This is a genomic window from Nocardia aurea (assembly GCF_003123685.1).
In the GTDB taxonomy this organism is placed as follows: Bacteria; Actinomycetota; Actinomycetes; order Mycobacteriales; family Mycobacteriaceae; genus Nocardia; species Nocardia aurea.
This window is the reverse complement of sequence record NZ_QCYJ01000137.1, coordinates 1-25,371: the sequence shown is the minus strand read 5'-3', so window position 1 is coordinate 25,371 and position 25,371 is coordinate 1. Positions and strand designations below refer to the sequence as shown.

Genomic DNA, 25,371 nt, shown 5'->3' with positions numbered 1-25,371 from the left:
GAACACTGTATCCGACTCGGTAGACTCTGCCCATGCCGCTTATCTGGGAACGTGAGCCGTACCAGCCGAAAAGGCAGGCACTGAGCGTGGAACGCGTCGTGAACGCCTCCGTCGCCATCGCCGACGCCGAGGGACTCGACGCGCTGTCGATGCGCCGCGTCGCCGCCGAGTTGTCGACCGGCACGACCACGCTCTACCGCTACGTGGACAGCCGCGACGACCTGCTCGACCTGATGGCCGACGCGGTGCACGACGACCACGCGCCGCTGACGGGAGACTGGCGCGCCGACCTCGACGCGTACGCCCACCACGAGCGCGCGCTGTGGCTTCGCCACACCTGGCTCGCCCCGCTGCTGGCCACCCGACCACTGCTCGGCCCGAACTGGCTGCGCGGCTTGGAGCATGCCCTCTGCGCGGCGGCTCCGCTCACCTCCGACATCGCCGACGCGGCCTCGGCCGTCGGACTGATCAGGGACTACGTGCGCGGCGCGGTCATGCGTGAACTCGCGGAGAAACAGACCCAGCGGCGTACCGGTCACACCGAGGAGCAGTGGCGCGCCGCGGTCGCCCCCTACCTGCGCAAGGTCGTCGAAAGCGGCGCATACCCCCAGGTTTCGCGCATGACCGAAGCCCTCGACCCGAGTCCGGCCGAGCAGTTCTCCTACGGTTTGCGCCGCATCCTCGCCGGGATCGCGGACTCTCGGCAGACGCCGAAGTGATGAGCTGGAACCGACGAACGGTGCGTCCCCGATCGGGGACGCACCCTTCGTTGTCGTCCTATCCGCGCCGGACGGCGGTATCGCCCGCCTGATCGACCGTAGCGACGGGCGGTGTTCCCACATCGGCGGATTCACCGCGCGGACCCGGGTTCGTCCGGTCACCGTGCCCGGGCCACCACGCGCGCGCACCGATCAGGGCGGTGATCGCCGGGGTGAAGAACATCGCCATGACGAACGCGGCGATGGCGATGCCCACCGAAATCGCGAAACCCATCTGGGCCAGGGTGCTGTTGCCCGCCAGCATCATCGAGGCGAAGGTGCCCGCGAGGATGACGCCCGCCGCCGCCACCGTCGGCCCGGTGTGCCGGACCGCGAGCGCCGCCGAATCACGCGGACTGTTGCCCTCGCGTGCCTCCTCGCGGAGCCGGGCGACCATGAGGATGTTGTAGTCGGTGCCGAGTGCCACCACGAACAGGTACATGATCAGCGGCAGGGTGAAGATCAGGCCCGAATCGCCTTGGATGTGCTGGAAAACCAGCACCGTCGCGCCGAGGGTCGCGGCGAATCCGAGGAAGACCGAGACCATCAGGTACCAGGGCGCGACCAGGCTGCGCAGCAGCAGGCCGAGCACGATCATGATCAGGACGGCGGCCACCGGGAAGACGATGGAGTAGTCGCGATTCATGGCGTCCTTGAAGTCGACGAATATCGACGTGATACCGCCCACGACCGCGGTGGTGCCCTGCGGAGCCGAGGCGTGCGCGACATCGCGCAGCGGACCCGCGACGGTGTCGAGCGCGGCATCGGATTCCGGTGCGTCGCTGAGGGTCACCTGGAAATTCGCGATGGTGCCGTCGGTGGACAGTTGCGGCTGCCCCACTTGGCCTACGCCGTCGACCTGTCCGAGCGCGGCCCGGTAGGTGGCGAGTTGGTCGGTCGTCAGCACGCCGTTCTCGGATTGCAGCAGCACATCCGAGGGCTGGGTGGCGCCCGCGGGCAGTCCCTTCAGCAGTTCGCGGTTGTAGACGACGGATTCGGAGGCGTCCGAGGTCGAGCCGGAGGTCAGGTCGAAGGTCGGATTGAACCCGAGCGCGAAGATGCCGAGGACCACGAGCAGCCCGCCGGAGATCGCCGCGAAAGCGGCCGGTCGCCGTCCCATGGCCGCGCCGACGGCGGCGAAGCGGGCGCCCTTCGGCTCGGCCCGCCATGCCTTCGACGGCCAGAACACCTTGGTGCCCAGCAGCGACACGATCGCGGGGACCAGCGTGAGACCCGCGATCAGCGCGACCGCGACGGCGATGGCCAGTGCCGGACCCAGCGCGCGGAACATACCCAGACTCGACAGCACCAGTGCCATGAAGGCGATGATCACCGCGGCGGCCGCGGAGGTGATGGCCTCGCCGACCTTGGCGACGGCGCCGATCATGGCGGACTTGGGATCTTCGCCCGCGCGTAGCAATTCCCGGTACCGGAACATCAGGAACAGGATGTAGTCGGTGCCGACGCCGAACAGCACCACCAGCAGAATGGAATTCACCGAGGTGTCGATCTCGAGGTCGAATGCCTTGGCCACCACCGCGATCAGGCTGTTCACGGTGCTCGACACCGCGCCGATGACGATGATGGGCAGCAGCGCGATCACCGGACTGCGGAAGATGACCAGCAGCAGGACCAGGATCAGCAGAATGGTGGCGATGGCGACGATCGCCAGCCCCTTCTCGCCCGATTCGGTCTGGTCCAGGGTCTGTGCGGCCTGACCGGTGATACCGGCCTTCAGATCGCCGTCACCGACCTGGTCCTGCAACTTCGCGCGGAGTTCCTTCACCGCGTCGCTGCGTGTGGTGTCGGAGGCGCTGGTCTGTTTGACCATCTGCACGGCGACGATCTGGACCAGGCGGTTGTCCGAGGGCGGGGTCGGATGGATGCCGGTGACGCCCTCGACCTTCGCCTCGTCCAGTGCCGCGCTCACCGCGGCGACCTTCGCGGTGTCGGCCTCGCTCAGTTGCGCGCCGTCCTCGCGGACGAAGACCACGAGCGCGGCCGCGGCGGATTCCTGCGGAAATGCCTTCTCCTGCAGGTTCAGCGCCCGGATGGATTCGTAATGCGAAGGCAGGAAGGCGGATTGGTCGGTGGTGGAGGTCAGGGTCGGAGCCGCGGCCACGACGGCGATGATGGCGACGACCCACAGGCCGATCACCTTCCAGGGATGGTGGACGACCAGGCGCCCCAGGCGAGCGAACATGGTTGGGGGAGAGTCCTTTCCGAGTTCTTCGGTCGGATGCCACGATCCGGCGCGCCCGCTCGGGCGCGGCGCTCGTCCCGTCGACGAATGCACGGAACGGCATGGTCGTACGAGCGCCGACGTCGGGTCGGTCCGTGGTATCCGGTCTCGACGCAACTGTAGTTGGTCGCGTCACTGTCATCCTCACTATATGTAGATGTATACGTATAAAGCAAGGGTGGGAGTGACAGTTTCCCGCTATCGGATCTCGACCACCACTTTGCCGAGAGCGTGCCCTTCGCCGACGTAGGACAACGCCCGGGGCGCGTCGTCGAGTGCGAAGCGGCGGTCGATGTGGATGTCGAGTCGCCCGGCGGTGTGCTGTTCGGCGAGCGGGGTGAAATGCGAGGGTCCCAGCTCGACCGCGAGCACCCCCATACGGCGGCCGGTGACCATTCCGGCGAGTGCGCCGACCGTGGCAATTCGCAGCAGTGCGCGCGTCGTGCCTCCTACGCAGCGGTACCGGCCGCCGCGAACGAGGGCCCTGCGACAGGCGAACACCGAACGATGCGCGACGAGATCGAGCACGAGGTCGTAGGGCCCGGATCGGGTGTAATCCGTTGCGCGGTAGTCGATCACCTCGTCCGCGCCGAGCGAGCGCATGAACTCCAGTTTGGCGGCGTTGTCCACCGCGGTGACGTGGGCTCCGGCGTGCTTGGCGAGTTGGATCGCGAACGATCCCGACCCACCACCGGCGCCGTTGATCAGGATCGACTTGCCCGCGCCGACGCCCGCCGTGCCCTGTAGCGCGATCGCGGCGGCTTGTGGCAATGTCGACGCCTGCGCGAATGTCAACGACTCCGGCTTGAGTGCCAGCGCGGATTCGGGCGCCGGGGCGTATTCGGCGAAACCTCCTTTGAGGCCGAGATTGTCGCCGTAGACCTCATCGCCGGGTCGGAATCGGGTGACACCGGAACCGACGGCCTCTACGGTCCCGGCGATATCGGATCCGAGAACTCGCCGCGCGGGCGTTCGCAGCCCACCGATGCGTGAATACAGCGGTGTCCCCTGTAGGCATTCCCAGTCCGAAAGGTTGACCGAGGTGGCGTGAACCTTGACCAGTACCTGATTCGGCCCCGGCGACGGGATCGGAATCTCGGCCGTCGACAGCACCTCCGGGCCGCCGTAGCGGTCGTACACAACGGCTTTCACCGGGTTCGGCCATCGGACGTTGTCTGGCAGCGTGGCATGCCGGCGAGCATAAGCGAGCGGCTGTCACGCTGCGCTGGCAGACAGTCACCCGGCCGGTACTCGAGACGCTGAGCACGACGAGAAGGATTGCAAACCGAGATCCGGCGTGGACCCACCACATGGTCGAGTCCTCGGCAAGCCTCACTGTCCGGAGGCAGGTGTAATGCCCGCCGCGTGGCGCAATTGACCGAGGAAGCTCACTTTGTCGTCGCCCTCGATCAAATAGTGTGAAACCGCGACGCGCACAATGGTTGCGGCGATGACAGGTGCGTCGTCGCCGTCGAGAAGTTCCTCGATGAATCGACGCATGATCGGCAGCACCCGCGCAACCTCGTCGAGGACGTAGTCGGGCTCGACCTCGACCAGACGACTCAGCGAGTACGTGCCCTCGGATTGGAACCGCACGATGAAGGCGAGTACCGCGTCCAAGCGCGCCGCCCCCGTCAAGCCCTCTGTCGCGGCCTCGAGATCCGCTTGGATCTTTGCCAGCTCATAGCTGCCGAACGCGGAGAGTAGTCGATCTTTGGAGGCGAAGAACCGATACAGCGTGGGCCGCGAGACCTTCGCGGTCGCGGCGACGTCGGACAGGTTCAGTTTGCTGCGGCCCCGGCGAGCGAGCACTTCGTGGGTCGCGTCCAAGATCCGCGTTCGCGCCGACGAGTCGATCTGGGGCGCTTTGTCCGATTTCACCTTACAACCTTTACATCTTCCGTAATTTTCGTAACGCCAGCTGCTCGGCCGGCCTCGTTGACAGCAGTGAAGAGATCCAGATGACCCACACCCTGACCTCCGATGACGCTCTCGAGTTCGATCCGCACTCGGAGAGCTTCTTCGCCGACCCCTATCCGATCTACCGGCGCCTGCGCGACGAACAGCCCGTCTACCACAACCCGACGATCGGATTCTGGGCGCTGTCGCGGTATCACGACGTCACCCCGGCGATGAAAGACTTCCAGACCTACTCCTCGGCACGCGGCATCACCCTCGAGATGGTGCTCGACCCGAGCCCGCCGAGCGAGACCATCCCGATGATCATCATGATGGACCCGCCCGAGCACACCCGGATGCGCAAACTGGTCAGCAAGGTGTTCACCCCGCGCGCCATCTCCGGACTGGAATCGACGGTCCGAACGATCGTGCACGGTTTCCTCGACCGCGTCGACCGCCACGAATTCGACATGTTCACCGACTTCTCGACACTGTTCCCGATCGAGGTCATCACCACGATGCTCGGTGTTCCGCCGGAGCGCAGGCAACAACTGCGGCAATGGCACGCGGCTCCGATGGAACGATCCGACGGCTCCGGAGCGCCGACAGCGGAATCGCGCGAGGCGATCGCCGCCGCGACCCGGTTCTACCATCAGCTCATCCTCGAACGTCGGGCCAGTCCGCAGGACGACATGATCTCGCGACTGACCCAGGTGGAAGTCGAACGCGAGGACGGTACGACCACCATGCTCAGCGATCGCGAAATACTCGGCTTCGCGTCGTTGCTCGCGGGTGCGGGCGCCGAGACCGTCGCGAAGGTGATCGCCAGCGCCGCGGTGATCTTCGCCGAACATCAGGACCAGTGGCGGGCCATGCGCGCAGACCGCACGAAGATCCCCGGCGCCTTCGAGGAACTGCTTCGCTACGAAGGTCCGGTGCAATACGACATGCGCTACACCCTGCGCGATGTCGACATCCACGATCAGACCATTCCACGCGGCAGCGCCGTCCTCATGCTGCTCGCCTCGGCGAACCGCGACGAACGCGCCTTCGACGAGGCCGACCGCTTCGACATCACCCGACGCTTCGGCGGGCACAACCTCGGCCTCGGCTACGGAATCCACAGCTGCCTCGGTGCCGCGCTGGCCCGACTCGAAGGGCGCATCGCCCTCGACGCCCTGCTCGACTTCATGCCCGAGTTCGAGGTGGACCGCGCGGGACTGACCAGAACGCGCGAGACCAGCGTCGCGGGCTGGGCCACCGTCCCGGTCCGAGTGCGCTCGTGACCCTCGCTCGCCACCGAGGTCACGGGTAGCCGACGCGCCGTAGCGCTCCGACTCGCCGATCGGCGGCCAGGCTGCCCCAATTTCGCTTGACTGCTACTCAAATAAATGGTTGAGTGGCAGTCAAATGAAAACGACACGTGCTTACATCCAATCCGGGCGGGCGGAGAACGCCATCGCCACCCGCGCTCGAATCCTCGCTGCCGCACAGGAACTCTTCCTCGAGAAGGCGTTCGAGGATGTGACCCTGGCGGCTGTCGCCAAGGCGTCCGGGGTGTCGCATCAGACCGTGCTCAATCACTTCGAGTCCAAGGCCGGAGTGGTGCTCGGGGTCGCGGAGGCGCTCGCGACCCAGACCGACCACGCGCGCAACGCGGCACGCCCGGGTGACATCGGTGGCGCGATCGCAGCCCTGGTCACCGAGTACGAGCGGATCGGCGATGCCAACGTGCGTTGGGCGATGTCGGGGGACCGTTTTCCCGAGTTGGCCGCCCAGATGGATGTGGCGCGGGCCGGACATCGGACGTGGCTGGCGGCGATGTTCGGCGACCGGCTGCCCACCGAGTCGCCGGAGCGCGAGCACGTACTGGACGCACTGCACGCGGCGACCGACGTCTACGTGTGGAAGCTGCTCCGACGAGACCTCGGACGCGACCGCGCCGAGACCGAGAAGACCATGGCCGACCTGGTGGTAGGCGTCCTGAGGGGAATACCGAAATGAACTCGCGCACATACCTCTTCGCTCTCGTCGACGGGGGCGGCACCGTCCCTCCCGAACTCGGCATGGTGCGCCGTCTCGTCGAGCGCGGACATCGTGTGACGGTGCTCGCCGACGAGTCGATGTCAGCGGACGTGCACGCCACGGGGGCCACCTATCGGCCCTGGCGCGCGGCCCCCAACAGCGCCTCGTGTCGACCCGAGGACGTCCGCTACCGGGATTGGGAATGCGCCGATCCGTTCGCGTTGTTCCGCATGCTCCTCGATCAGCAGTTCGCCGGTCCCGCACCGGGATACGCGCGGGATATGACCGAGGCCTTGGACGCGGTGAATCCCGATCTCGCGGTCTGTTCGTTCTTCGCCATAGGCGCGATGGTGGCGGCGCAGGCGCGCGGCGTGCCGTTCGACGTGCCCTTTCCGAACACCTACCTGCTCCCCGTGCCGGGAATGCCGCCTTCGGGGCTCGGCCTGCGTCCGGCGAAGGGGCCGATCACCAGGCTGCGGGATCTGGCCCTCCGGACGATGGTGCTTCGGCAATGGAACAAGGGAGTGCCGGAGCTGAACGCGCTGCGGAGCTCGTACGGGCTGCCGCCGGTCGAGGAATTCTTCGATCAGGTGCACCTGGCGAGAAAGCACCTCGTCCTCACCTCGGCGGAATTCGACTTCCCCGCGCGGATGCCCGCGCACGTCCGGTACGTCGGCGCCGTCCTCGATGACCCGGCATGGGCGACGACCGAAACCTGGTCGCCGCCCGCCGGGGACGGTCCGCTGGTCCTGGTGGCCCTGTCGTCGACATTTCAGGATCAGACGAGTTGCCTCCAGCGGGTGATCGACGCACTCGCGGAGCTACCGGTCCGCGGGTACCTCACCACGGGACCCGCCATCGATCCCACGGACTTGAAGTCTCCCGGCAATGTCGAAGTCGTTGCGGTGGCACCGCATTCACAGGTCCTCTCGCACGCGAGCGCGGTCATCACGCACGCCGGTCACGGCACCGCCGTTCGGGCTCTGGCCGCGGGTGTCCCGGTGCTGGCGCTCCCGCACGGCCGGGACCAAGCCGACAACGCGATCCGAATCAGCCTGCGCGGTGCCGGAATCACATTGTCTCGCAAAGCGTCTCCGGGAAAGATCGCCACCGCGGTTCAGGGTCTGTTGTCGAATCCGGAATACGCGACGGCGGCGGCACGACTGGGCGAGATCATCCGGCGTGACGCGCAGGCGGGTGACCTGATCGCGGAACTCGAGGAAGCGGCACCGAGGAAGCCGGACTCCAGCGTCCTCGCGTGAACGCCGGTCGGATTCCGGCGACGCGTCCAGGATCCGCAGGATCGCTGATCGGTGCGTTGGACGGGACGAACAAGATCCGTCGGTGTCGATAGATCCGGGTATCGTTGTGTCCCAACGGTTGTCGCGTTATCAATCACTTCGGCAGGTCGGCGCGATCTTCGTCGGAATAGGCGAGGCTTGTCGTGCGCTCCAGGAATCCCCGCAGGCCCGTGCGCACGCCGTCGGTATGCACGGTGGCGGCGAAGCACGCCGCTTCGACCGCGAGACCCTCGTGGATCGGTAGATCGATACCGCGGGTGACCGCACGCAGGCAGGCTGCCACCGCCGTCGGCGCGTGGCGGATGATCCGGGCGGCCAGGTCGTGGGCGGCGTGGAGAAGTTCGTCGGCGGGTACGACGGAATTGACGAGCCCGATCTCGACGGCGCGGGTGGCCGAGATCGGGTCACCGGTCAGGATCATCTCGAGGCCGCGTTTGCGTCCGATGTGACGCGGCAGTCGCTGTGATCCGCCGAACGGCGGTGGAAAGCCCAGGGAAATCTCGGGTTTGGCGAAACTCGCGTGCTCGGCGGCGATCGCGAGCGGAGCGGCTTCGGTGATCTCACAACCTCCGCCGTAGGCGAGACCGTTGACCGCGACGATCACCGGCTTGGGAAATTCCTCGATCCGACGGGTCAGCGCGTGTCCCCGCTCCACGATCTCGCGCAGCGCGCGCTCCGGCCCGCCCGCGATACTGCCCGCCAGCGACGCGATATCCGCGCCCGCGCTGAACGCCCTGCTTCCGGCTCCCGTCACGATCACGGCCCTGACCGTGTCATCGGACTCGATACGGTGCAGGTGGGCGAGCAGCGCGTCGATCGTCGGATAGTCGAGTGCGTTGAGTGTGCGTTCCCGGTCGATGGTGAGGGTGACGACCCGGTCGTTCTGTTCGAAATGAAGGGGCATGTCGGAGACTCCGTTCCGCGTGGTGGGTCCCACCTACGCTAGAAGTCCTGATCCAAGACAATCCACTTATTGTCCTGGATACAATGCCCGCCCCGGAAAAGGTGACGTATGCGACCGCCCTCGTACAAATCCGTCGTCGACGAGCTCAGCCGGGCCATCAGGTCGGGGGAACTGCCCGCGGGCTCGCGGCTTCCGACCCATCGGGCTCTGGCACGCGAGCGAAATATCGCGTTGGCGACCGCCACCCGCGTGTACGCCGAACTGGCCGCCATGGGTCTGGTCGCGGGGGAGCCGGGCCGAGGAACCTTCGTCCGGGCGCTGTCGGGCTACGACGGTCTGGAGCCCGCACGAGACTTGCCGGTACCGCGACTGGCGGATCTCTCGTTCAACCAGCCGCTCGCGCGAGGACAGGGGGAGATGCTGCGGCAGGCGCTGCGCAAGCTCGCGGTGTCCGGCGAGGTCGAGGCACTGCTTCGGCAGGACCCGCCGGGTGGACGCACTCACGACCGCGCGATCGTCGCCCGGTATCTGCTCGACCGCGGGATCGATACCGCGCCGAGGAATGTGCTGCTCACAGCCGGGACCCAACAGGCACTCGATTCGGTACTGCGCACACTGACGCGGCCCGGTGACGTGGTCGCGGTGGACGCGCTCACCTACCCCGGGATCACGTTACTGGCTTCGGCCCACTCGCTGGAGCTCGCGCCGATCCCGGTCACGGCGGCGGGCCCCGACCTGGACGCGCTCGATCTGCTGTGCCGGACCAGGCCGGTCCGCGCGATCTACACGATCCCCACGGTGCACAATCCGCTCGGATGGGTACTGGACCGGGCACAGCGCGACCGCCTGGTCGGCATCGCCCGTTCCCGGGACTGTCTTCTCATCGAGGACGGCACCTACGCCTTTCTCGCAGCGGCACCGCCGTCGCCGCTGCGAACCCTCGCCCCCGAGCGCACCTTCTACGTCGCGAGCTTGTCGAAGAACGTGGCCCCCGGCCTGCGATTCGGGTTCGCGGTGGTACCCGACTCCGCGGTGGACGGGGTCGTGCGCGCTCTTCGCGCCGCGGCCTGGGGAAGCCCCGGACTCGTCACCGCGCTGGCCACGGGCTGGTTGGGCGACGGCACGGTGGCGCGTCTGGAGAAACACCGGCGCGAGGACGGCACCGCCCGCCAGGACGTCGCCCGCACGGCACTCGCGGGGATGAACCTCACCGGCCACCCGAGCTCGTATCTGGTGTGGCTCGGTCTCGCGCCGCACCAGCGCCCCGATCAGGTCGCGGACGTGCTCGCCCGCGCCGGTATCCTCGTCTCCACCGTCGACGCGTTCGCGACCGGCGCGCATCGTCCTCCCGCGCTTCGATTGGCGCTCGGCACCCCGGATCTCGCCGACCTTCGCGCCGCACTGCTCCGGCTGAGGGACGCGATCGAGTCGATCCCGCCGACCTGAGGTCCGGTCGCTCAGCGCCACATCGTCTCGGCGGGTGCCGCCGAGGCCTATCCCGGAGAAAACAGATCATCGATGTCGGCGACCGTCACGATATCGCGGGCTGTCGCCGCGAGATCCGGGTCGACCGTTGCCAAGGCATCGGCCTGTAGTCGAGTAATCGCGAGGTACTCGGCGTCTCGGAGAGTGTCCCAGTCGTGTTGACGGGCGAGTTGCCACGCGGTGCGACGAGACATCCGGTCGCCGAGCAGCCGGATCTTGACCTCGGTCATCCGGTCGTGTGTTTTCAGGGCATCCTGCTCGAAGCGCCTGCCCGCCCGGACATCACGTAGCAGCAACTGCGCCGCCTCCGACCTGATCGAGTTCGGTGCGACCAACCGGTGACTCGGATCGATGGAAAGTCCGGAATCAACCAGGTGCAGCAAGGTTCGAGCATCGATGACGAAACAAGTCATCGACCGAGCTCAGCCAGGTGCAGAGGGGGAGATATGCCGCCGGAATCCGTGTCCGACAATTGGTTCCAGTATCGCCGCCTTGGGTGTGTCGGATTACCGGTGGATCCGGACGGTAGTCGCCACTGGCTCGCGGACTCGTGTGCCAAGGGCGACGACGCGGCCTACCAGCCGTTCCAGTGGGTGAGTTGTTCGGCAGGCAGACGTTTCGCCGGCCGGAAGTCGGTGCCGCGCGTGTAGGCGATCGGGAACAGGCCGCCCTGGCTGTACTTGTCGAACGGGATACCGAGAAGGTCGGCGGCCTGCTTCTCGCCGTCACCGACGAGGTGCAGTGTCGTCCACGCCGAGCCCAGTCCGCGCGAACGCAGTGCGAGCATGAAACTCCACACCGCGGGCAGCAGCGAACCCCAGAAACTCGCGCTCGACACGCCCGGGGTGTTCTCCGCGCGGCCCGCGAGGCACGGGATCAGCATGACCGGGACCTCGTGCAGGTGGTCGACGAGGTACCGGGCCGAGTCGTGCACGTGGGGCCGGCGCTCATCGCGCTCGTCGCCGAACTCCGGTTTCGGTGCGGCGAGATACGGGATCGCGGAGGTCCGATAGATGTCGGCCAGCGCCTGCTTCTGCGCGGCGTCCTCGACGAACACCCACTGCCAGCCCTGGGAATTCGAACCCGTCGGCGCCTGCAACGCCAGATCGAGGCATTCCAGCAGTACCTCACGCGGCACCGGACGCTCGAGGTCGAGCCGCTTACGCACCGAACGCGTAGTGGACAGGACCTCGTCCGCGGACAAGTTCAGCGCATTCCCGAATGTCATTCGTGATCCTCTCTCGGGCCTCCGCCCTCGGGGGAGCTCCCAGTATCCGAGTACAGCACACCAGATCTGCTCAACACCGACCCGCTGCGTGATATTTCGACAATCGGTCGAGCGTTCGACCATCGGCCTGGACCGCGCCTTTCATGACCGCCCTGACCCGCACGTTCAGCGCCGACCTCGATCCGTGCGAGCGTGACTTCATCATCGGCCGGGTCGCAGCGCCCATTGTGCCGGATCGCTCACCTCGGGGTCGGCCGACTGGCGACCGGCCCCGACTCCGACTCAGTCTTCGGCCAACCGGTCCCGAGCAGCCGTAACGATGAGGGGACGCAGGGTGTTCGCGGCGATGCTCATGCCTTGGAGGGTCTTGTCGAGGGTGCCGCCCCAGACGGGGTCTTCGTGTTCGACGGCGACGTCACCGTCGTATCCGGCCCTGTAGAGGGTATCGATGATCCGATTCCAGTCGAGTTGGCCGCGGCCGGGCACTCGGTAGCGCCACCACCCGACGTCGGTGGACGAGGTGCGTGTGACTGTTTTGCCGAAGACGCCGTAGCGGGTGCGTGCGCATGGGTCGATCTGGATGTCCTTGGCTTGGACGTGGCCGACGATTCCGGCCCGGAGCGCGTGTTCGAGGGCGTCGATGGGGTCGATCCCGAGCCAGGGCAGATGGGACGGGTCGTAGGCGAGGCCGAAGCCGAGTTCGGCCATCCAGTCCCAGAGTTCGGGGGAGTAGGCGAGGTTGCCCGGGTACCCGTCGGGGTGCCAGCCTTCCATCGGGCAGTTCTCGGCCAGCAGTTTCACACCGCGCTCGGCCGCGTACCGGACCAGTGGTGGCAGGTGCTGTTCTGCCAGTTCGAGGTTGTCGGCCACCGGCAGCGTGACGTCGCGGCCGATGAAGGTGGTGACTTGGCGGACCTCGAGGGTTGCTGCCGCGTCGATGCAGGCGCGTAGGTGCTGGTGGATCCGGTCGCGTTCGGCGTCGTCGTGGTGCAGGTTGTTGTCGCAGTAGGTCACCGCGGAGATGCTCAGTCCGTGGCGGCCCATCAGGTCGGCGACGCGGGCGGCGTCGGCGCTGCCGAAGCCGGCGACGTCGAGGTGGGCGGCTTGGTGGATGTGCTCGCTGCCGACCGGCCAGGCCGCTATCTCGAGTGCCTGATATCCCGCGTCGGGGGCCCAGGACGCGATCTGTTCCAGAGTCATCCGGCCCAGAGCCGCCGTCAGCATTCCAAGTTTCATCGATTTCCTCACTGTCGTTGTCGAGAGTCGGTCGGAGTCGAGACGGGGACTCGCCCTTGTTCGGTTTCGGTCGGAGTCGAGCGCGCCTCAGCGGGGGGTGCCTGGACTTGGCGGAGCCGCATGGCGGTGTCGAGTGTGATCGGATGACCCGGACCGTGGCTTTCGGCTTGGGCGAACAGGATGTCCCGAAGGTTCCCGATTGTCCGGGCGAGAGCGTGGTCGTTGCGTGGCTCTGTCCGAAAAAGAGCCAGACAGAGGTACTTCGAGGTCTCCAGCGTGTCGGGATGCGCTTCTCCCAGGACGCGCCTGCGGTCTTCCAGCACGCCCTCCAGGATGGAGATGGCCTGCGCGAGTTGGCCGTTGAGTTGGAGCATCGCCCCCAACGACTGCTTCGCGTCGAGGGTTTCGGGATCGTCAGGGCCCAGAACGGCGGACCGGCCCTCGATTACGCTGTTGTAGCCATTCGCCGATTGCTCGACCAGTCCCTGTTGCCCCCGAACCCAGTTCCACCTGCATTCCAGATGTCCGAGTGCCGCGATGTCGACGTGGTCCGATCGGGCAGCAAGTCCGGTGCTCAGCGTCTGGAATCCCTCTGCGGCTTGCGACATCTCGCCGCGGCGGACGAACGTCCACTGGAGATGTATTTCCGTCCACGGTTCGGCGAAGTTCATGACCCGCTGTTCGTCATCTCTGAGCCGACGCAGCAGTCGTTCGGCCGTTCGATAGTGGCCCAGTTCCGACCGAGCCGCGGCCCAGGCACGCCGAACCCGGAATCCGCGCTGATCGTGGCGGCCCAGCACCTGCAGATGTGATGAGGCGGCCTGCATCAGGCGCAGGGCCGAACGCGCGTCTCGATCCTCGATCAACGCCTCCGACATCGCGGCCACGGTATCCAAGACCATCGCCGAGCCCGACGCGTCGAAACGCCGGACGGGGTATGCGCTCAACACTTCTCGCATCTTCGTGATCAGCGCCGAGGTCGTCGCGCGGTCGTCGGGACTCAGGATCCGCGGAACTGTCGGCAACTCCAGGACATCGACCGCGCGGCGCGCGGTGCGCGGCGCTGGTGTCGCCGGGCTCGAGGGGGGTGCTTGCGGCGCGTCGCCGCTGTCGGGCGGGCCGGCGGACTGGAGTCGCTGACGGATGCGGTCGACCTGCTCGTCGGAGGTCCGGTGGGCGAGTCTGCGAGCGCCTTCTTCTCCCAGAGAGGACCGCTCGATCAGCGCGCGCATCCGGATGAGCCGGTCGGGCACGGTGCTGTCGGGTCGGGTGTTCATCATGATCTCCTCGAGGAGAGGTTGGCGATCCACTGGTGCTTGGCCCGGAGTCGGGCCCACTTTCGTTCGATGGCCTTGGCTGTCGTGTCGAGAAGCTGCGCTATCTCGGCGTGCGTGTATCCGGCGGTGTGCCAATAGACGATCTGACGTTCTTGCTCGGTCAGCGGGGCGAGATGTCGTCTGATCAAATCCTGGTCACCGACAAGGTCGGCCGGGTCGGCGCCGAGGCCGGTGTCGCAGAGGGAGTCGTAGTGGAGTTCGTCGAGTGGGTCGAGATCAGAAGGGCCGGCGTGGTTCTGTAGGTTCGCGCGCTCGGACCGGAGGTGGTATTCGAACACTGTCTTGAAGTGGAAGAGACAGCCGCGCAGGAAGTAGGTCGTCAGTTTCGCTCCCTTCCCGGGATCCCAGCCGATCCCTTGGCGGATGTCCTTCTGAAGTGCCTCCAGGGCGCTGACGATGGTGGTGGCGAGAATTTCCTCGCGGAGGTCCTCGTTGAAGGCGAGGCGAAGACGCTGACGTTCCGACGCCTCGACGTGGATACGGCACTTTCCCAGCTCGCCGTATATCGCGCCGGTTCGTAGCCAAGCGTCGAGTACTGCTTTCGCGTATCGCGCGATGCGGTCGACGACCAGTTCCCACTCGGGGCCTCGAGCCCCGCATTCGACCAGTAGCTGATGTATTTCCCACTCGGCAGCCGCTTCCTCCAGTTTATCGGTGGCCTCGTCGATGACATCCTCGATCGCACCGGTCGCGGCGCCCGAGGGTCTGTCGGTGGCCATCATGGGGGTCTGTCTCCCCGGTGGTATCGCCCCGCTGTGTGACGAGCCCATCGCTTCCTCCTCCACGTACACACCGTTCGCCGTCGGGCAGTTCCGGCGCGAGTCGTGCGCACGGTCACCGCAGTTATAGGGCAGCGGGCGGGAACATCCCCCTCGGCTCGATAATTCGTCGAAATGTCTGTGCCCGGGGGGATTCGAGCGCCGCTTTCACTAGAAGGTCATCGAACGCGATCAAGGAGGAGTTTGCTCATGCCGACGAACCAGACCCCCATCCCCGTCACCGAGAGGCCGGATCCCGAAACCGACAGGTGCGAGAAGTGCCGCTCGCTCACCTGCCTGGCGCTGATGCGCGCCGAGACCCCGCCGGTCAACCTGCTCGACTTCCTCGACCGGCAGGTCAAACTGATCACCAGCGGACACTGGACCTGGAGCGTCGTTGGCTACTGCGTGGCCCTGGCGCTCGCGGTGGTGCCCTTGATCACCCTCGTTCACTCGGTCGCGGGACCGGTCGTTTAGGGTTGGCCGACGCGGAGATCGGTTGGTGGCGAGCACGAGTGCGCCGGTGACGACGGGGGCACTGCCCGCAGCGCCGCGGCGATATAGACATTGTGGCCGGGGGCATTGCGCCGTTCGGGGGTAGCGGCCCCGAATCGGCAACCCCTGCCTGATCGACGCCGCCCGTCGGCGATCTGCGATGGCGGATGCGGCATCGCAGATCCTGCGGCCCGGATCGTGGTGCCGATCTCGACGGTCGTCGCGTGGATGCGCGACGCTCAGCGATGGGCTCGGATATCCACGGGACGACCGTCGGGGTCGTGCGCGGTCATCGTCCATTGCGTCGGCAGTGTCTCGACCTGCCCCACCGACCGGCCCGCATTCAGGATTCGCTCGCGTACCTCGCACAGGTGCTCATAGGTTCCCACCCGCAGTCCCCATCCGGCCCTTCCCAGCGGGTCGAGACCAGCGGGTGGGACGGCGGCGGTTTCGACGATCATCAGATGATCGGCTCCGCCGACGTCGAGGACCGCGATACGCGGATCGGTCGAGGTTGCCGCGCGCTCGAACGCGACTCGTGCTCCCACTAATTCGGTGTAGAAGGACACGAGCCGATCGAGATCGGGTGTGGACAGAGTCAGATGGTTGATGCCGAGCAGATTGGCCATGGTGAACCGAGGTTAGTTCCGTTGATCGAACGTGAGCAAGGTCGAGTTCCATCGCGCATCCTCGGGCGCGCGCCGATCGACGGCTGACGAAAACCGCTTGCGGACATTATGATTCCCGTGACGGTGCGCCTCGTGTAGTTCTGACGGTGGGGTACGGGCTCATGCGCGCCGTGTTCGGGGCAGTTCGTTCGGCCCCGATCCGTCGAAAGGGAGGACGCGCCGCGAAGGCGGCGGGCGTACGGCTGGTGTACCTGAAGTGTTCGACAGTGCGGGCGGTGAAGGGGAGAAATGACATCGACTGGTCCTGACACATCGGGAGGGGCCTCACCGCCACCCGCCGGTGGCCCGACGCCCGCCCCGGCGGGTGGCGGCTTGTCCGTCGGTGAACGGTGGGCGAGGATCGGCGGCATCGCCGCCATAGTCGGGATCCCCGTCTCGATCCTCATCGCGTTCGTGCAGGGCACGGCGGGATCGCACGATTCGCGGAACTTTGTCGCGGAGTCGACGTCGAGCGCACCGTCGACGGTCATCGTGAATCCCCCTCCCACATCGACACCGGTGACGTCGACGCGCGCGCCGGTCACCTCCTCCTCGGTGGGTGCACAACCACGACAATTCAGCTCGGGCTCGGTCGATCTGCAATTCGCTTTCCTGAAACTCGGAGTCCGAATGACCACCCCCGGCAGTTGGGTGCTGGAATTCTCCTTCGACGCCGACCTCGGGGTGTCCGAGTCGGGGGTGTCCCCGGGGCCCGGGAACTCCTTGACCGCGTTCGGAAAACAGAAGCCGTCGTACCAGGATTGCCGCGACCGCGTCGGCGACGGATCCCCGCTACCGTGGGATGAGGTTCCCTCCGGCACACACCTGTGTATCCAGCTCGAGCAGAATCGAACCGGATACGCCCGCGTCGACTACGAATCCGGTGCCTCCGGCATCGCCCACATCAAGGTATCGGGCGTGGTCTGGCAACAGGGGTGAACGTTGAACGGACCCGCCCGGTCGCGAGGCGGTCTCCGGTGGGCCGTGCGTCGCGCACTCCGACCACGGTTGCCACGTATCTGGACAGTTCGTGTCCTGTGTCGCATACGCTGACCGCGTGCTTGTATCGCCTGTGCCGAAGGACGACTCCATCGATCCGCGCCGGAAGTCGTGGCCGGGTGCGCTATTCGTAGTCTTCGCTCTCGTTGTCGGCGTCGCGTCGGTGACCGGGTGCGGATCTACCGAGCCGGAGGCAACGGTTCCGACGGTGCCCGCACCTGCTCCGGCGACCGTCGCGGCGGTCGAGAAGCCGCCGTCCCCCCCGAACCTGTTACCGGGCATGCCCGCGCCCCTGTCGCCGACCGACGTGTACGCGGCGAACCGCGAGTTGAGCCCAACGGTGGCCGATCATCTGCCACGGGTCTATGTGCCCAACAGTCGATCTCATTCGGTGTCGGTCATCGATCCGGCCACCTTCGCGGTCATCGATACTTTCCCGGCCGGTGGTGTCGAACCGCAGCATGTCGTGCCGTCCTATGACATGCAGACGCTCTACGTCACCAACGACCTGCCCATCGGCGGGGGAAGTCTGCTGCCGATCGATCCACGGACAGGTAAACCGGGTGCACCGTTCCCGGTGCGCGACCCCTACAACATGTACTACACGCCGGACGGTCGGTTCGCTCTCGTTGTCGCCGAAGCCGACAAGTCCCTGGACTTCTACGACTCGGTCTCGTGGGAGAAGATGTACTCGATGGCGGTGCCGGACTGCGCGGGCGTCGATCATATGGATTTCACCGCCGACGGTCGCTTCGCCTTGGCCAGCTGTGAATTCATGGGCCGGATGCTGGTTTTCGACGTCGCGGAACGCACCGTCGTGAAGTTGATCGACCTGCCCGGCGGCCGGTCCGGTATGCCGCAGGATGTGAAACTCGCGCCCGACGGGCATACGTTCTACATCGCGGACATGATGGCCGACGGCATCTACACCGTCGACGCGTCGACTTTCGGATACACCGGTTTCGTCCCGACCGGCAAAGGCACGCACGGACTGTATGTGACCCGCGACTCCAAGCAGATGCTCATCACCAACCGTGACGAAGGCAGTATCTCGGTCTGGGATTTCGCCGCGAACAGAATCGTGCACACCTGGCGAATCCCCGGTGGCGGCAGTCCCGATATGGGCAACCTCTCCGCCGACGGGCGCGTCTTCTGGGTGTCGGGCCGCCACCACGGCGAGGTCTACGCCATCGACATCGTCAACTGGAACCTGTTGGCCCGCATCCCCATCGGCGGCGGGCCGCACGGCCTCACGGTCTGGCCGCAGCCCGGCCGCTACTCGACCGGCCACACCGGCGTCATGCGCTAGATCCCGAGTCACCACATCGCGCCGGAGGAATTCGCCGCGACGCCCGTGGACGCAACCCTCGGGGCAGTGTGGCGCACGACGGTCAGATGATCGGCCTCGCCGGATTCGGAGGCCGTTTTCCGGCGGCACAGTGATTCGTATCAGCGCGGGAGGGACCAGCGCTTCAGTAGCCGACCCCGGAGCCCTCTCGCCTGACCTCGACGAATTCCTCGTCCGGTCCGTCCGCCTGTGCGAGGCGCATCCGAGCTGCTCCGCACTGCTCGATATCGCGGGTGACCACGGGAACGGTCACGTCGCGGCTGCTCGCCGCGACCGGGGCGGCAGGAGTGCAGAGAGGAAGAAGTCCCGGTGTGTCTGCCCGGGTACCCCAGATCATCGACGATCCGCGCGTGCGCTCGAACCGGTGTCCGTGACCTGCGGATCGGATCTGCAGATGGAGCGTGACCTCCCCGCCGGCGAGGATGACCTCCTCGGCGAGTGCCGGTACCCAGGGCTGTTCGTAGACCACCACCAGTGCCGAACTCGCCACCGGCATCGCCCCCGCGACGACTGCGAGGTCGTGGTCGCTGAGTAATCCGTGGACCGTCACGTCCAGCCCGGGCAAACCGATCTCCTCGAGCGGTTCACCCACTTCGATCTGTCTGAGGTAGCCGTTGGCGTCCTTGGCCAGGTAGACCAGATCCAGCACGGTGACATATCCCCGGTCGACGACCGCGGACAATGCCGCGCGTGCGCCGTGCTCCACCGATGTCGCGGGGAAGGTGAGGACCACCAGCTCCATCGGACCGAGGTTCGATGACTCGACCATCGGACAACCATGACCCCGCCGCGCACCGGCCCGCCTCACCCGTTGCGGATGACACCGGCCCCCGGGTGTGGGGGCCGTAGCGCAATCGGCTGTCCTGCAATTCATTTCACGAACAATCGTGACGTAACTTCTCGATTGCTGGTGGGTGTCGATTGAACGACACTCCTGTGCGCATGTCCAGTTGAAGAATAGAGTCGTCATTCGCGTCACTGAACAACCTGCCACACAATGTGCTGTTCGTAGGAGGTGCGGGATGGCTGGAGCCGTGCGCTACGCCGGACGCGGACGACATCGTCGAGAATCGCGCGAACGCGAACTGGCGCCACATACGGTGGTAACCCTGGCGTTGCTGTCGTTGATTCCGGTCCTGGCCGCGGTCGGACCTCTCGCGGCCAGCGCGCTGATGCTGCGCTACCGGGTGACGAGCCAGAGCCCGGCGTCTGCCCACGTGGTCGCGGTCGCCTCCGCCGCCGGGTTGATGACCCTGGCCGCGAGCGCGGTGATCGTGATGCTGGCCGTCACCGCCCGACGCGCACACCAGCGGGTAGGTGCTTCGGCGATGCCCGTCGCCTCGACGTCCTCGCTGTCCTGAACGGGGTTCCGAGTGCGATCGCGGACGTGACCGCATCCGTCGGAAACTCTCGAAAGTCCTTGACCGATAGCGGTTTCGATCGTCGGAACCGGTTCGAACCGCGCGTTACATCCGCAGTTCGTCTTCGATCCGCTTGAGGTTGTGTCGGGCCAGCGCCAGGTTCGCGCGGCCGCGGTCCAGGGCGAGGTAGAGGAACAGTCCCTGGGCGCCCGCGCCCGACATCGGGCGGATGAGGTGATACTGGCTCGACAGCGAGATCAGGATGTCCTCGATACTTTCCTGCAGGCCGAGTTGGGCGAGCGTGCGCTGTTTGGCGCGCACCACTTCGGTGTTCCCCGCCGCCGCGACTTCGAGGTCGAGCGCCTTGGAGTTACCCAGGGTTCCGAGAGCCATTCCGCTCTCGTAATCGACGACGGCGGCTCCTATCGCCCCGTCGATTGTCATCATCTCTTTCAGTGCCGTATCCATGTCGGACATGGGGTTCCTCACTATCGATTCTTGTCATCCGATACCCGGACGCCTATCGGTATACCGATCGGTGCAAGAGGTGGATATTCGGATCCTGCTATCGGCTTGATCCGAATGGGCAGGTCAATGCGATCAGTTCTCGGGCGAATGCAATGTTGCGATTATCTTGCGGGCCGCCGCGGTCAATCGCCCGAGGCTCACCGACTCCGCGCCGCCGACAACCAATACCAGCGTGCTTGTCAACGGGAAGACGCCAACGCTGCCGCGATCGGCTTCGAACAGCACCGACTGGGAACGGCCGTGCGAGGTCATCGCGGCGAAGTGGTCTCCTATTCCGGCCGCGGCCGCGGCCAGGACCGAACCGCGAAGCGCGACCTCGTCCTCCTCGCTGGTGTCCACCGAATTGCCGGATGCGACCACCAATCCGTCTCGGCTGGTAATGAAGACGTAATCGGCGTCGGCGACCGATGTGCACACCTCGGTCAGTAGCCGTCCGACCGCCTCGGGATCGGTGAGTCGAATCTCTTTGCGTCGGGGTTGCTCACTCATGACCGCACCTGCCGTTCGATCCCGCGCAAATGTCTGCGGGCGAGGGCCAGATTGCCGCGCGACCGGTCCAGCACGAGGTAGAGGAACAACGTCTGGCGCTGACCGGCCGTGAAGGACGTGCCGTTGCCTCGGGCTTCCGTCGGCATGATGATGTGATAGTGCGCGCCGAGCGTGACCAGAATATCTTCGATATCGTCGTCGAGTTGCAGAGTTTCGATCGCGCGCAGTTTGGCTCGCACCACCTCGGCGAGCGCGGGACCCGCGACATCCAGATCGAGTAACGAGCTACCGCCCTGCTTGGCCACGGTGAAGCCGCTCTCATAATCGACGATTGCTATACCGAGAGCTCCGTCCATGGACATGCCCTCGCGCAGAGCATCATCGAGATTCACATAAACTCCATATTCGGAAGATATTGTGCAGCATCGTCAGACGACGTCGAACCATACCATTCAGTCGGTGGGGCGACAAGCCGCTCATCACTCGATGCCCAGAATTCCAATTGATGTCTTCTCGCTGTCAGACCCAACGGCTGCGACATTCCGTACCCGCGCTCGGTTGCGTGGGATCCGACTATTGCGGAACAAGTTTCATTTCCGTGGCGAAATCTGAATGGCGGCGGCATCGGTTCGAAATCGGGCGAATAGGGCGCTGTGTGATCGCGAAGGTAGGCGGGTCCGGCAGGCCCGTGTCGACACCGCGGATCGGGCTGCCCACGACGTCGCCACGCCCATCGCCGCCGAAACAGCCTCCGACGCAACGACACAGCGGGTTCGGGGGTGACCGAACCGCACGCGAGCGGACTGCTCGAGGTCGGTGAAGGGAGCCGGATCTATTGGGAGAGTTGCGGAAACGCGGACGGCAAACCCATGGTGGTGCTGCACGGCGGGCCCGGTCGGGGCGGCGACGAACGTATGCGCGCGGGGGAGGACCCGCACGGTCGGTACCGGGTCGCGCTCCTCGATCAGCGCGGGTGCGGGCGCAGCACACCCCACGCCGCCGACCCTGCCACCAGCATGGCTCACAACACCACCGCCCATCTGGTCGCCGACCTCGAGTTGTTGCGCGAGCACCTCGGTATCGATCGTTGGCTGCTGCGGGGTGGTTCGTGGGGTGTCACCCTGGCTCTGGTCTACGCGTCGAGTTACCCGCATCGGGTGTCGGAGATCGTGCTGTCGTCGGTCTTCATCGCGCGACCCGGCGAGATCGACCGGCTCTACGGCGGAGTCGGGTGGTTCTTTCCCGAGGAATACCGACGATTCACCGCCAGGGTGCGCGGGACCGACGAGGAACTGCGCGTTGCCCCTTCTGGCCGAGACCTGCGGGTTGTGGGAATCGAGCCGCGGCATCTACCGTGCTCTCGGATTCGACCACCCACGTTGTCCGCCAATGTAATTCGGATAGTCGGCTTTGCGGTGCTGACCCGACGAGACCGGTGCTGACGAGGTGGGCGCTGACCCGGCCCTCGACTGCGGCGCCCCGGCCTGCCGCATCCGCTTCGGTCACGCCGTCCAAGGGATCGCCGCGGACTCGCCCGACAACAGGTCGTCGCGCTCGGGGAGCGCGCGAACCGTGTACATCGATCGGAAGTTGCCATAGTATTGCTGACTGATGCAGCGCGGGCGCGACGATGCCGGTTGTCCTGGGCAAATAACCTTCTCTTGTGGCAATCTCACCTCGAACGGCCTTATTTGCTGCATGTTCGCGATCATCCACAACTTCGGGAGGTTTCATGTTCGATGAGCGTGACCAATTCGCTGAGTTGTCCGATGTTCGTCTGTGTTACCGCGACGAAGGGGATCGGGACGGGCAGCCGCTGCTGCTGATCATGGGGTTGAGCTCGCAGTTGATCCACTGGCCCCAGGAAATCGTCGACGATCTCGTCGCGCGCGGCTACCGGGTGATCCGGCCCGACAACCGCGACAGCGGATTGACCGAGTGGAAGGCCACGCCGAGCCAGTACTACCTGCGGGCGATCGCGCGCGACACCGTCGAGTTGCTCGACTATCTCGACATCGAGGCGGCCCACGTCGTGGGTGCGTCGATGGGTGGGATGGTCGCGCAGTTGCTCGCGATCGAGTATCCCCAGCGGGTGCTGTCGCTGTGTTCGATCATGAGCACCCCGCACATCAGCATCGGCATGGCCGACGGTGATGTGCTCGAGGAGCTGATGAAGAAACTGCCTGCCGATCGTGAGGCGGCGATCGAGCAGATCACCGATCTGTACGCGCTGATCGGGTCGAAGACCTACGCCGACCGCGAAGCCCGTCGTGCGCTGGCGACCCAGGCCTACGACCGCGCCCAGCATCCCGAGGGCGGGCAGCGTCAGGTGACCGCGGCGCTGATCGCTCCGGACCGCACCGCGAAACTTCGGCAGTTGCGGTTGCCCGCGCTGGTTATCCACGGTGGTGAGGACTCGCTGATCAAGATCGCAGGTGGGGAGGCCACCCATCGCGCGATCGCCGATTCGATCTACCTGCCGCTCGATGAGATGGGCCACGATTTTCCGGCGCCGCTGATCGAGCAGATCGGTGTTGCCATCGCACAGAACGCGGCCCGGCGTCCGGTCCGCGTGTAGGTCTCGCGCCACCGCGATTGTTGTTTCGCGATGTAGATCGGTGACTGCTCACCCGTGGTGAGTGAGTCGGTATCGCGATACCAGGGCGTGGATTTCGACTGCGCCCTGGTATTCGCGAGGAGTTGACAGCGGCCGAGCTCTGCTCCTGGCGAAAGGCCGAGGGGCGACAGCGTGCGGTGAGAAATCAGCGGGTGAGATGCGAGGGTGGTCCGGTCCAGCCCTGGGGTGGGTTCTCTGCCGCACTCGGCTGCGGGATCGTTGGTGCTACGCCGCCAACGGCCAGAACCCGAGGGATGACATCATGGTGATCGACCGAATCCGCCTCCGCACCTTCACAGTTGCCTGTGCCGCGACACTCGTCGCGCTCGGCACTGTCGTAGTCGGCGGTGCTACCGCGACGGCCGACACCGACACCGCCCAAGCGGCGTTCGTCGACGAGATCAGCCTGAACAACGCCACCCTGCCAGGGAAGTCGGCGGACGAGATGATCATCGCGGGTTACGCGACCTGCGACCACCTGCGCGCGGGTGTGTCGGTTCTCGACGAGATCTCCGCGGTGGAGCGGGATTACCGGTTCGGTCAGGGCACGCTGTTCGTCAGCGCGGCGACGACGAACCTGTGCCCGGACTTCGCCTCGTGAATCACGCGCCGCGTCCAGGGTTCGCGTGACCGCGTCTGCGTCGAGGCCTCGGGCCTCGACGCAGTTCTCGCGGTCGTGCTATCGCTGGCTCAGACGATCCGGACGTTCATCGTGTACGAGGCGTCGTTCTGCTTCGTCGTGATGGTCAGGTGATACCTGCCCGTGGCCGGGAGCTGGAACTGGCTCACGGGGGTGTCGGTGGGGTACAGCCGACCGTCGGGTGCGGTGAGCAGGACGAGGGCGGTGCCGGACGCGGAGGTGTAGTGCGAGATGACCTCGATGGTCATCAGTTGTCCCGCGCGGGCCTCGAGCGTCCAGATGTCGCTGTATCCACGGTTGATGTAGCCGTCCACGGTGCCGTGGTCGGTACCGGGCGCGAACCGGATCTCCGCGTAGACCCCGCTGGCGTTGGCCGCGCCCGCGCCCGCGGTGACGACGAAGAACGCCGCCGCGATCGTTGCCGTGGCGACGGCCGCTTTGCGTAACGTGGTGAGAAAGGCGGTCATGATTCCCCCGTTGTTCTGTGTGGTGACTGGTCTAGATGCATGAGATAGCTTGTCGTGCAACGCTTATGGATTTCTAATGGTCCGCTGAGCCCGGCTCCGGAACTTTCACGTCCGCCGCCTTGTCGGTGCTCGGAGTGGATATCGGCCGGGCGTCGCCGTGACGAACCGTCGGATCCCTCCTTTCATGCCCGAAACCGGCTGGCGCAGACGGAGCATGGTCGATTCGGGTAGCTGTCGGGTCGATGCGACAGGTTCGCGAACGCTCATGTTCACTGTCGGGAAGTTACCGGGAGTTGTTACAGGACATCGGGTCGACAGTCCGATGGTCGGGTGAATGGACTGTCGATGGTGCTCATGGCGCAGTTCGCGAATCGGTGAGGTCTCCGGTATTCGGATTCGACGACCGAGCGTCAGGAATCCTGGAGCGTTGTCAGTTCGTCGAGAGGACCACGTCCGGGATCCCGGTCGGCCCGCGTTCTGTGGGTTCGTGTGGAAACCTGGGATCGGTAGGTGGTGTGCGCGGCTTCTACTTACCTCATGACAACTTCTCATAACCCTGCCGAGCGTCCGCAGTCCACCGGTGTGG

At 65.9% G+C, this 25,371-nt stretch carries 27 protein-coding genes; 12 read left to right on the top strand and 15 right to left on the bottom strand.

Annotated elements, in window-relative coordinates; genetic code table 11:
- Positions 1-32 precede the first annotated feature (32 nt).
- The gene (locus tag DAT37_RS36150) at positions 33-719 is read left to right on the top strand and encodes a TetR/AcrR family transcriptional regulator (RefSeq protein WP_109529542.1); all 687 of its coding nucleotides are present in this window, start codon (positions 33-35) and stop codon (positions 717-719) included.
- Positions 720-777: 58 nt separating this feature from the next.
- On the opposite strand, the gene DAT37_RS36145 is transcribed toward DAT37_RS36150, so the two are convergent.
- From DAT37_RS36145 to DAT37_RS36135, 3 genes are all read right to left on the bottom strand, one after another.
- Entirely contained in the window at positions 778-2,961 is a 2,184-nt protein-coding gene (locus DAT37_RS36145; protein ID WP_109529445.1) for an MMPL family transporter, read from the bottom strand.
- A 237-nt stretch (positions 2,962-3,198) separates the two neighbouring features.
- Complete coding sequence (locus tag DAT37_RS36140) at positions 3,199-4,152, bottom strand: NAD(P)-dependent alcohol dehydrogenase (RefSeq protein WP_109529444.1); 954 nt, start codon at positions 4,150-4,152, stop codon at positions 3,199-3,201.
- A gap of 180 nt (positions 4,153-4,332) precedes the next feature.
- Entirely contained in the window at positions 4,333-4,881 is a 549-nt protein-coding gene (locus DAT37_RS36135) for a TetR/AcrR family transcriptional regulator (RefSeq protein ID WP_109529443.1), read from the bottom strand.
- Positions 4,882-4,961: 80 nt separating this feature from the next.
- Here DAT37_RS36135 and DAT37_RS36130 point away from each other — a divergent pair, with 80 nt between their 5' ends.
- The 3 genes from DAT37_RS36130 to DAT37_RS36120 all read left to right on the top strand — a co-directional run bounded on the left by DAT37_RS36130 (position 4,962) and on the right by DAT37_RS36120 (position 8,186).
- Complete coding sequence (locus tag DAT37_RS36130; RefSeq protein ID WP_109529442.1) at positions 4,962-6,185, top strand: cytochrome P450; 1,224 nt, start codon at positions 4,962-4,964, stop codon at positions 6,183-6,185.
- A gap of 124 nt (positions 6,186-6,309) precedes the next feature.
- Positions 6,310-6,903, top strand: a complete 594-nt coding sequence (locus DAT37_RS36125; RefSeq protein ID WP_109529441.1) for a TetR/AcrR family transcriptional regulator — start codon at positions 6,310-6,312, stop codon at positions 6,901-6,903.
- Entirely contained in the window at positions 6,900-8,186 is a 1,287-nt protein-coding gene (locus DAT37_RS36120; protein WP_109529440.1) for a glycosyltransferase, read from the top strand. The genes DAT37_RS36125 and DAT37_RS36120 overlap by 4 nt, the downstream gene beginning before the upstream one ends.
- 133 nt (positions 8,187-8,319) lie before the next feature.
- On the opposite strand, the gene DAT37_RS36115 is transcribed toward DAT37_RS36120, so the two are convergent.
- Complete coding sequence (locus tag DAT37_RS36115; RefSeq protein WP_109529439.1) at positions 8,320-9,129, bottom strand: enoyl-CoA hydratase-related protein; 810 nt, start codon at positions 9,127-9,129, stop codon at positions 8,320-8,322.
- Between the two features lie 108 nt (positions 9,130-9,237).
- On the opposite strand from DAT37_RS36115, the gene DAT37_RS36110 reads away from it, so the two are divergent.
- Complete coding sequence (locus DAT37_RS36110; RefSeq protein WP_109529438.1) at positions 9,238-10,575, top strand: aminotransferase-like domain-containing protein; 1,338 nt, start codon at positions 9,238-9,240, stop codon at positions 10,573-10,575.
- Positions 10,576-10,622: 47 nt separating this feature from the next.
- Here DAT37_RS36110 and DAT37_RS45835 read toward each other — a convergent pair whose 3' ends face one another.
- From DAT37_RS45835 to DAT37_RS36085, 5 genes are all read right to left on the bottom strand, one after another.
- A complete protein-coding gene (locus DAT37_RS45835) occupies positions 10,623-10,997 on the bottom strand; it encodes a PIN domain-containing protein (RefSeq protein ID WP_109529437.1) in 375 nt (124 codons plus the stop codon).
- Positions 10,998-11,188: 191 nt separating this feature from the next.
- Entirely contained in the window at positions 11,189-11,842 is a 654-nt protein-coding gene (locus DAT37_RS36100; RefSeq protein ID WP_109529436.1) for a nitroreductase family protein, read from the bottom strand.
- Positions 11,843-12,124: 282 nt separating this feature from the next.
- Positions 12,125-13,078 (bottom strand): sugar phosphate isomerase/epimerase family protein, encoded by a 954-nt coding sequence (locus DAT37_RS36095; RefSeq protein ID WP_109529541.1) that lies wholly within the window; start codon positions 13,076-13,078, stop codon positions 12,125-12,127.
- Positions 13,079-13,086: 8 nt separating this feature from the next.
- Positions 13,087-14,355 (bottom strand): tetratricopeptide repeat protein, encoded by a 1,269-nt coding sequence (locus tag DAT37_RS36090; RefSeq protein WP_157978864.1) that lies wholly within the window; start codon positions 14,353-14,355, stop codon positions 13,087-13,089.
- Positions 14,355-15,200 carry an RNA polymerase sigma factor gene (locus tag DAT37_RS36085; RefSeq protein ID WP_198654614.1) on the bottom strand — a complete coding sequence of 282 codons (846 nt, stop codon included), beginning with the start codon at positions 15,198-15,200 and terminating at the stop codon, positions 14,355-14,357. Before DAT37_RS36085 ends, DAT37_RS36090 begins: the two co-directional genes overlap by 1 nt.
- Before the next feature lie 183 nt (positions 15,201-15,383).
- Between DAT37_RS36085 and DAT37_RS36080 the strand changes: the two genes are divergently transcribed.
- Positions 15,384-15,650 (top strand): hypothetical protein, encoded by a 267-nt coding sequence (locus DAT37_RS36080; protein ID WP_109529433.1) that lies wholly within the window; start codon positions 15,384-15,386, stop codon positions 15,648-15,650.
- 257 nt (positions 15,651-15,907) lie between these two features.
- On the opposite strand, the gene DAT37_RS36075 is transcribed toward DAT37_RS36080, so the two are convergent.
- Positions 15,908-16,297 carry a VOC family protein gene (locus tag DAT37_RS36075; RefSeq protein WP_109529432.1) on the bottom strand — a complete coding sequence of 130 codons (390 nt, stop codon included), beginning with the start codon at positions 16,295-16,297 and terminating at the stop codon, positions 15,908-15,910.
- A gap of 669 nt (positions 16,298-16,966) precedes the next feature.
- Here DAT37_RS36075 and DAT37_RS44505 point away from each other — a divergent pair.
- Together DAT37_RS44505 and DAT37_RS36065 are read left to right on the top strand one after the other, a co-directional pair.
- Positions 16,967-17,275, top strand: coding sequence for a hypothetical protein (locus tag DAT37_RS44505; protein WP_157978862.1), 309 nt, complete (start codon positions 16,967-16,969; stop codon positions 17,273-17,275).
- A gap of 268 nt (positions 17,276-17,543) precedes the next feature.
- Positions 17,544-18,644 (top strand): YncE family protein, encoded by a 1,101-nt coding sequence (locus tag DAT37_RS36065; RefSeq protein ID WP_232840215.1) that lies wholly within the window; start codon positions 17,544-17,546, stop codon positions 18,642-18,644.
- 163 nt (positions 18,645-18,807) lie between these two features.
- Here DAT37_RS36065 and DAT37_RS45090 read toward each other — a convergent pair whose 3' ends face one another.
- Complete coding sequence (locus DAT37_RS45090) at positions 18,808-19,452, bottom strand: DUF6325 family protein (protein ID WP_198654613.1); 645 nt, start codon at positions 19,450-19,452, stop codon at positions 18,808-18,810.
- Between the two features lie 253 nt (positions 19,453-19,705).
- On the opposite strand from DAT37_RS45090, the gene DAT37_RS36055 reads away from it, so the two are divergent.
- Positions 19,706-20,044: a hypothetical protein gene (locus tag DAT37_RS36055; RefSeq protein WP_157978861.1), complete on the top strand. Its 339-nt coding sequence runs from the start codon at positions 19,706-19,708 to the stop codon at positions 20,042-20,044.
- Between the two features lie 105 nt (positions 20,045-20,149).
- Here DAT37_RS36055 and DAT37_RS36050 read toward each other — a convergent pair whose 3' ends face one another.
- From DAT37_RS36050 to DAT37_RS36040, 3 genes are all read right to left on the bottom strand, one after another.
- Positions 20,150-20,521, bottom strand: coding sequence for a hypothetical protein (locus DAT37_RS36050; protein WP_109529428.1), 372 nt, complete (start codon positions 20,519-20,521; stop codon positions 20,150-20,152).
- Positions 20,522-20,644: 123 nt separating this feature from the next.
- The gene (locus DAT37_RS36045) at positions 20,645-21,061 is read right to left on the bottom strand and encodes a roadblock/LC7 domain-containing protein (protein WP_109529427.1); all 417 of its coding nucleotides are present in this window, start codon (positions 21,059-21,061) and stop codon (positions 20,645-20,647) included.
- On the bottom strand, positions 21,058-21,453 hold the full coding sequence (locus DAT37_RS36040; protein WP_232840214.1) for a hypothetical protein: 396 nt from the start codon (positions 21,451-21,453) through the stop codon (positions 21,058-21,060). The genes DAT37_RS36045 and DAT37_RS36040 overlap by 4 nt, the downstream gene beginning before the upstream one ends.
- A gap of 387 nt (positions 21,454-21,840) precedes the next feature.
- Between DAT37_RS36040 and DAT37_RS36035 the strand changes: the two genes are divergently transcribed.
- The 3 genes from DAT37_RS36035 to DAT37_RS36020 all read left to right on the top strand — a co-directional run bounded on the left by DAT37_RS36035 (position 21,841) and on the right by DAT37_RS36020 (position 24,279).
- A complete protein-coding gene (locus tag DAT37_RS36035) occupies positions 21,841-22,503 on the top strand; it encodes an alpha/beta fold hydrolase (RefSeq protein WP_232840213.1) in 663 nt (220 codons plus the stop codon).
- Positions 22,504-22,793: 290 nt separating this feature from the next.
- Entirely contained in the window at positions 22,794-23,639 is an 846-nt protein-coding gene (locus tag DAT37_RS36025) for an alpha/beta fold hydrolase (RefSeq protein ID WP_109529425.1), read from the top strand.
- A gap of 301 nt (positions 23,640-23,940) precedes the next feature.
- Complete coding sequence (locus DAT37_RS36020; RefSeq protein ID WP_157978860.1) at positions 23,941-24,279, top strand: DUF732 domain-containing protein; 339 nt, start codon at positions 23,941-23,943, stop codon at positions 24,277-24,279.
- 89 nt (positions 24,280-24,368) lie between these two features.
- Here DAT37_RS36020 and DAT37_RS36015 read toward each other — a convergent pair whose 3' ends face one another.
- The gene (locus DAT37_RS36015) at positions 24,369-24,785 is read right to left on the bottom strand and encodes a hypothetical protein (protein WP_109529423.1); all 417 of its coding nucleotides are present in this window, start codon (positions 24,783-24,785) and stop codon (positions 24,369-24,371) included.
- Positions 24,786-25,371: the final 586 nt, after the last annotated feature.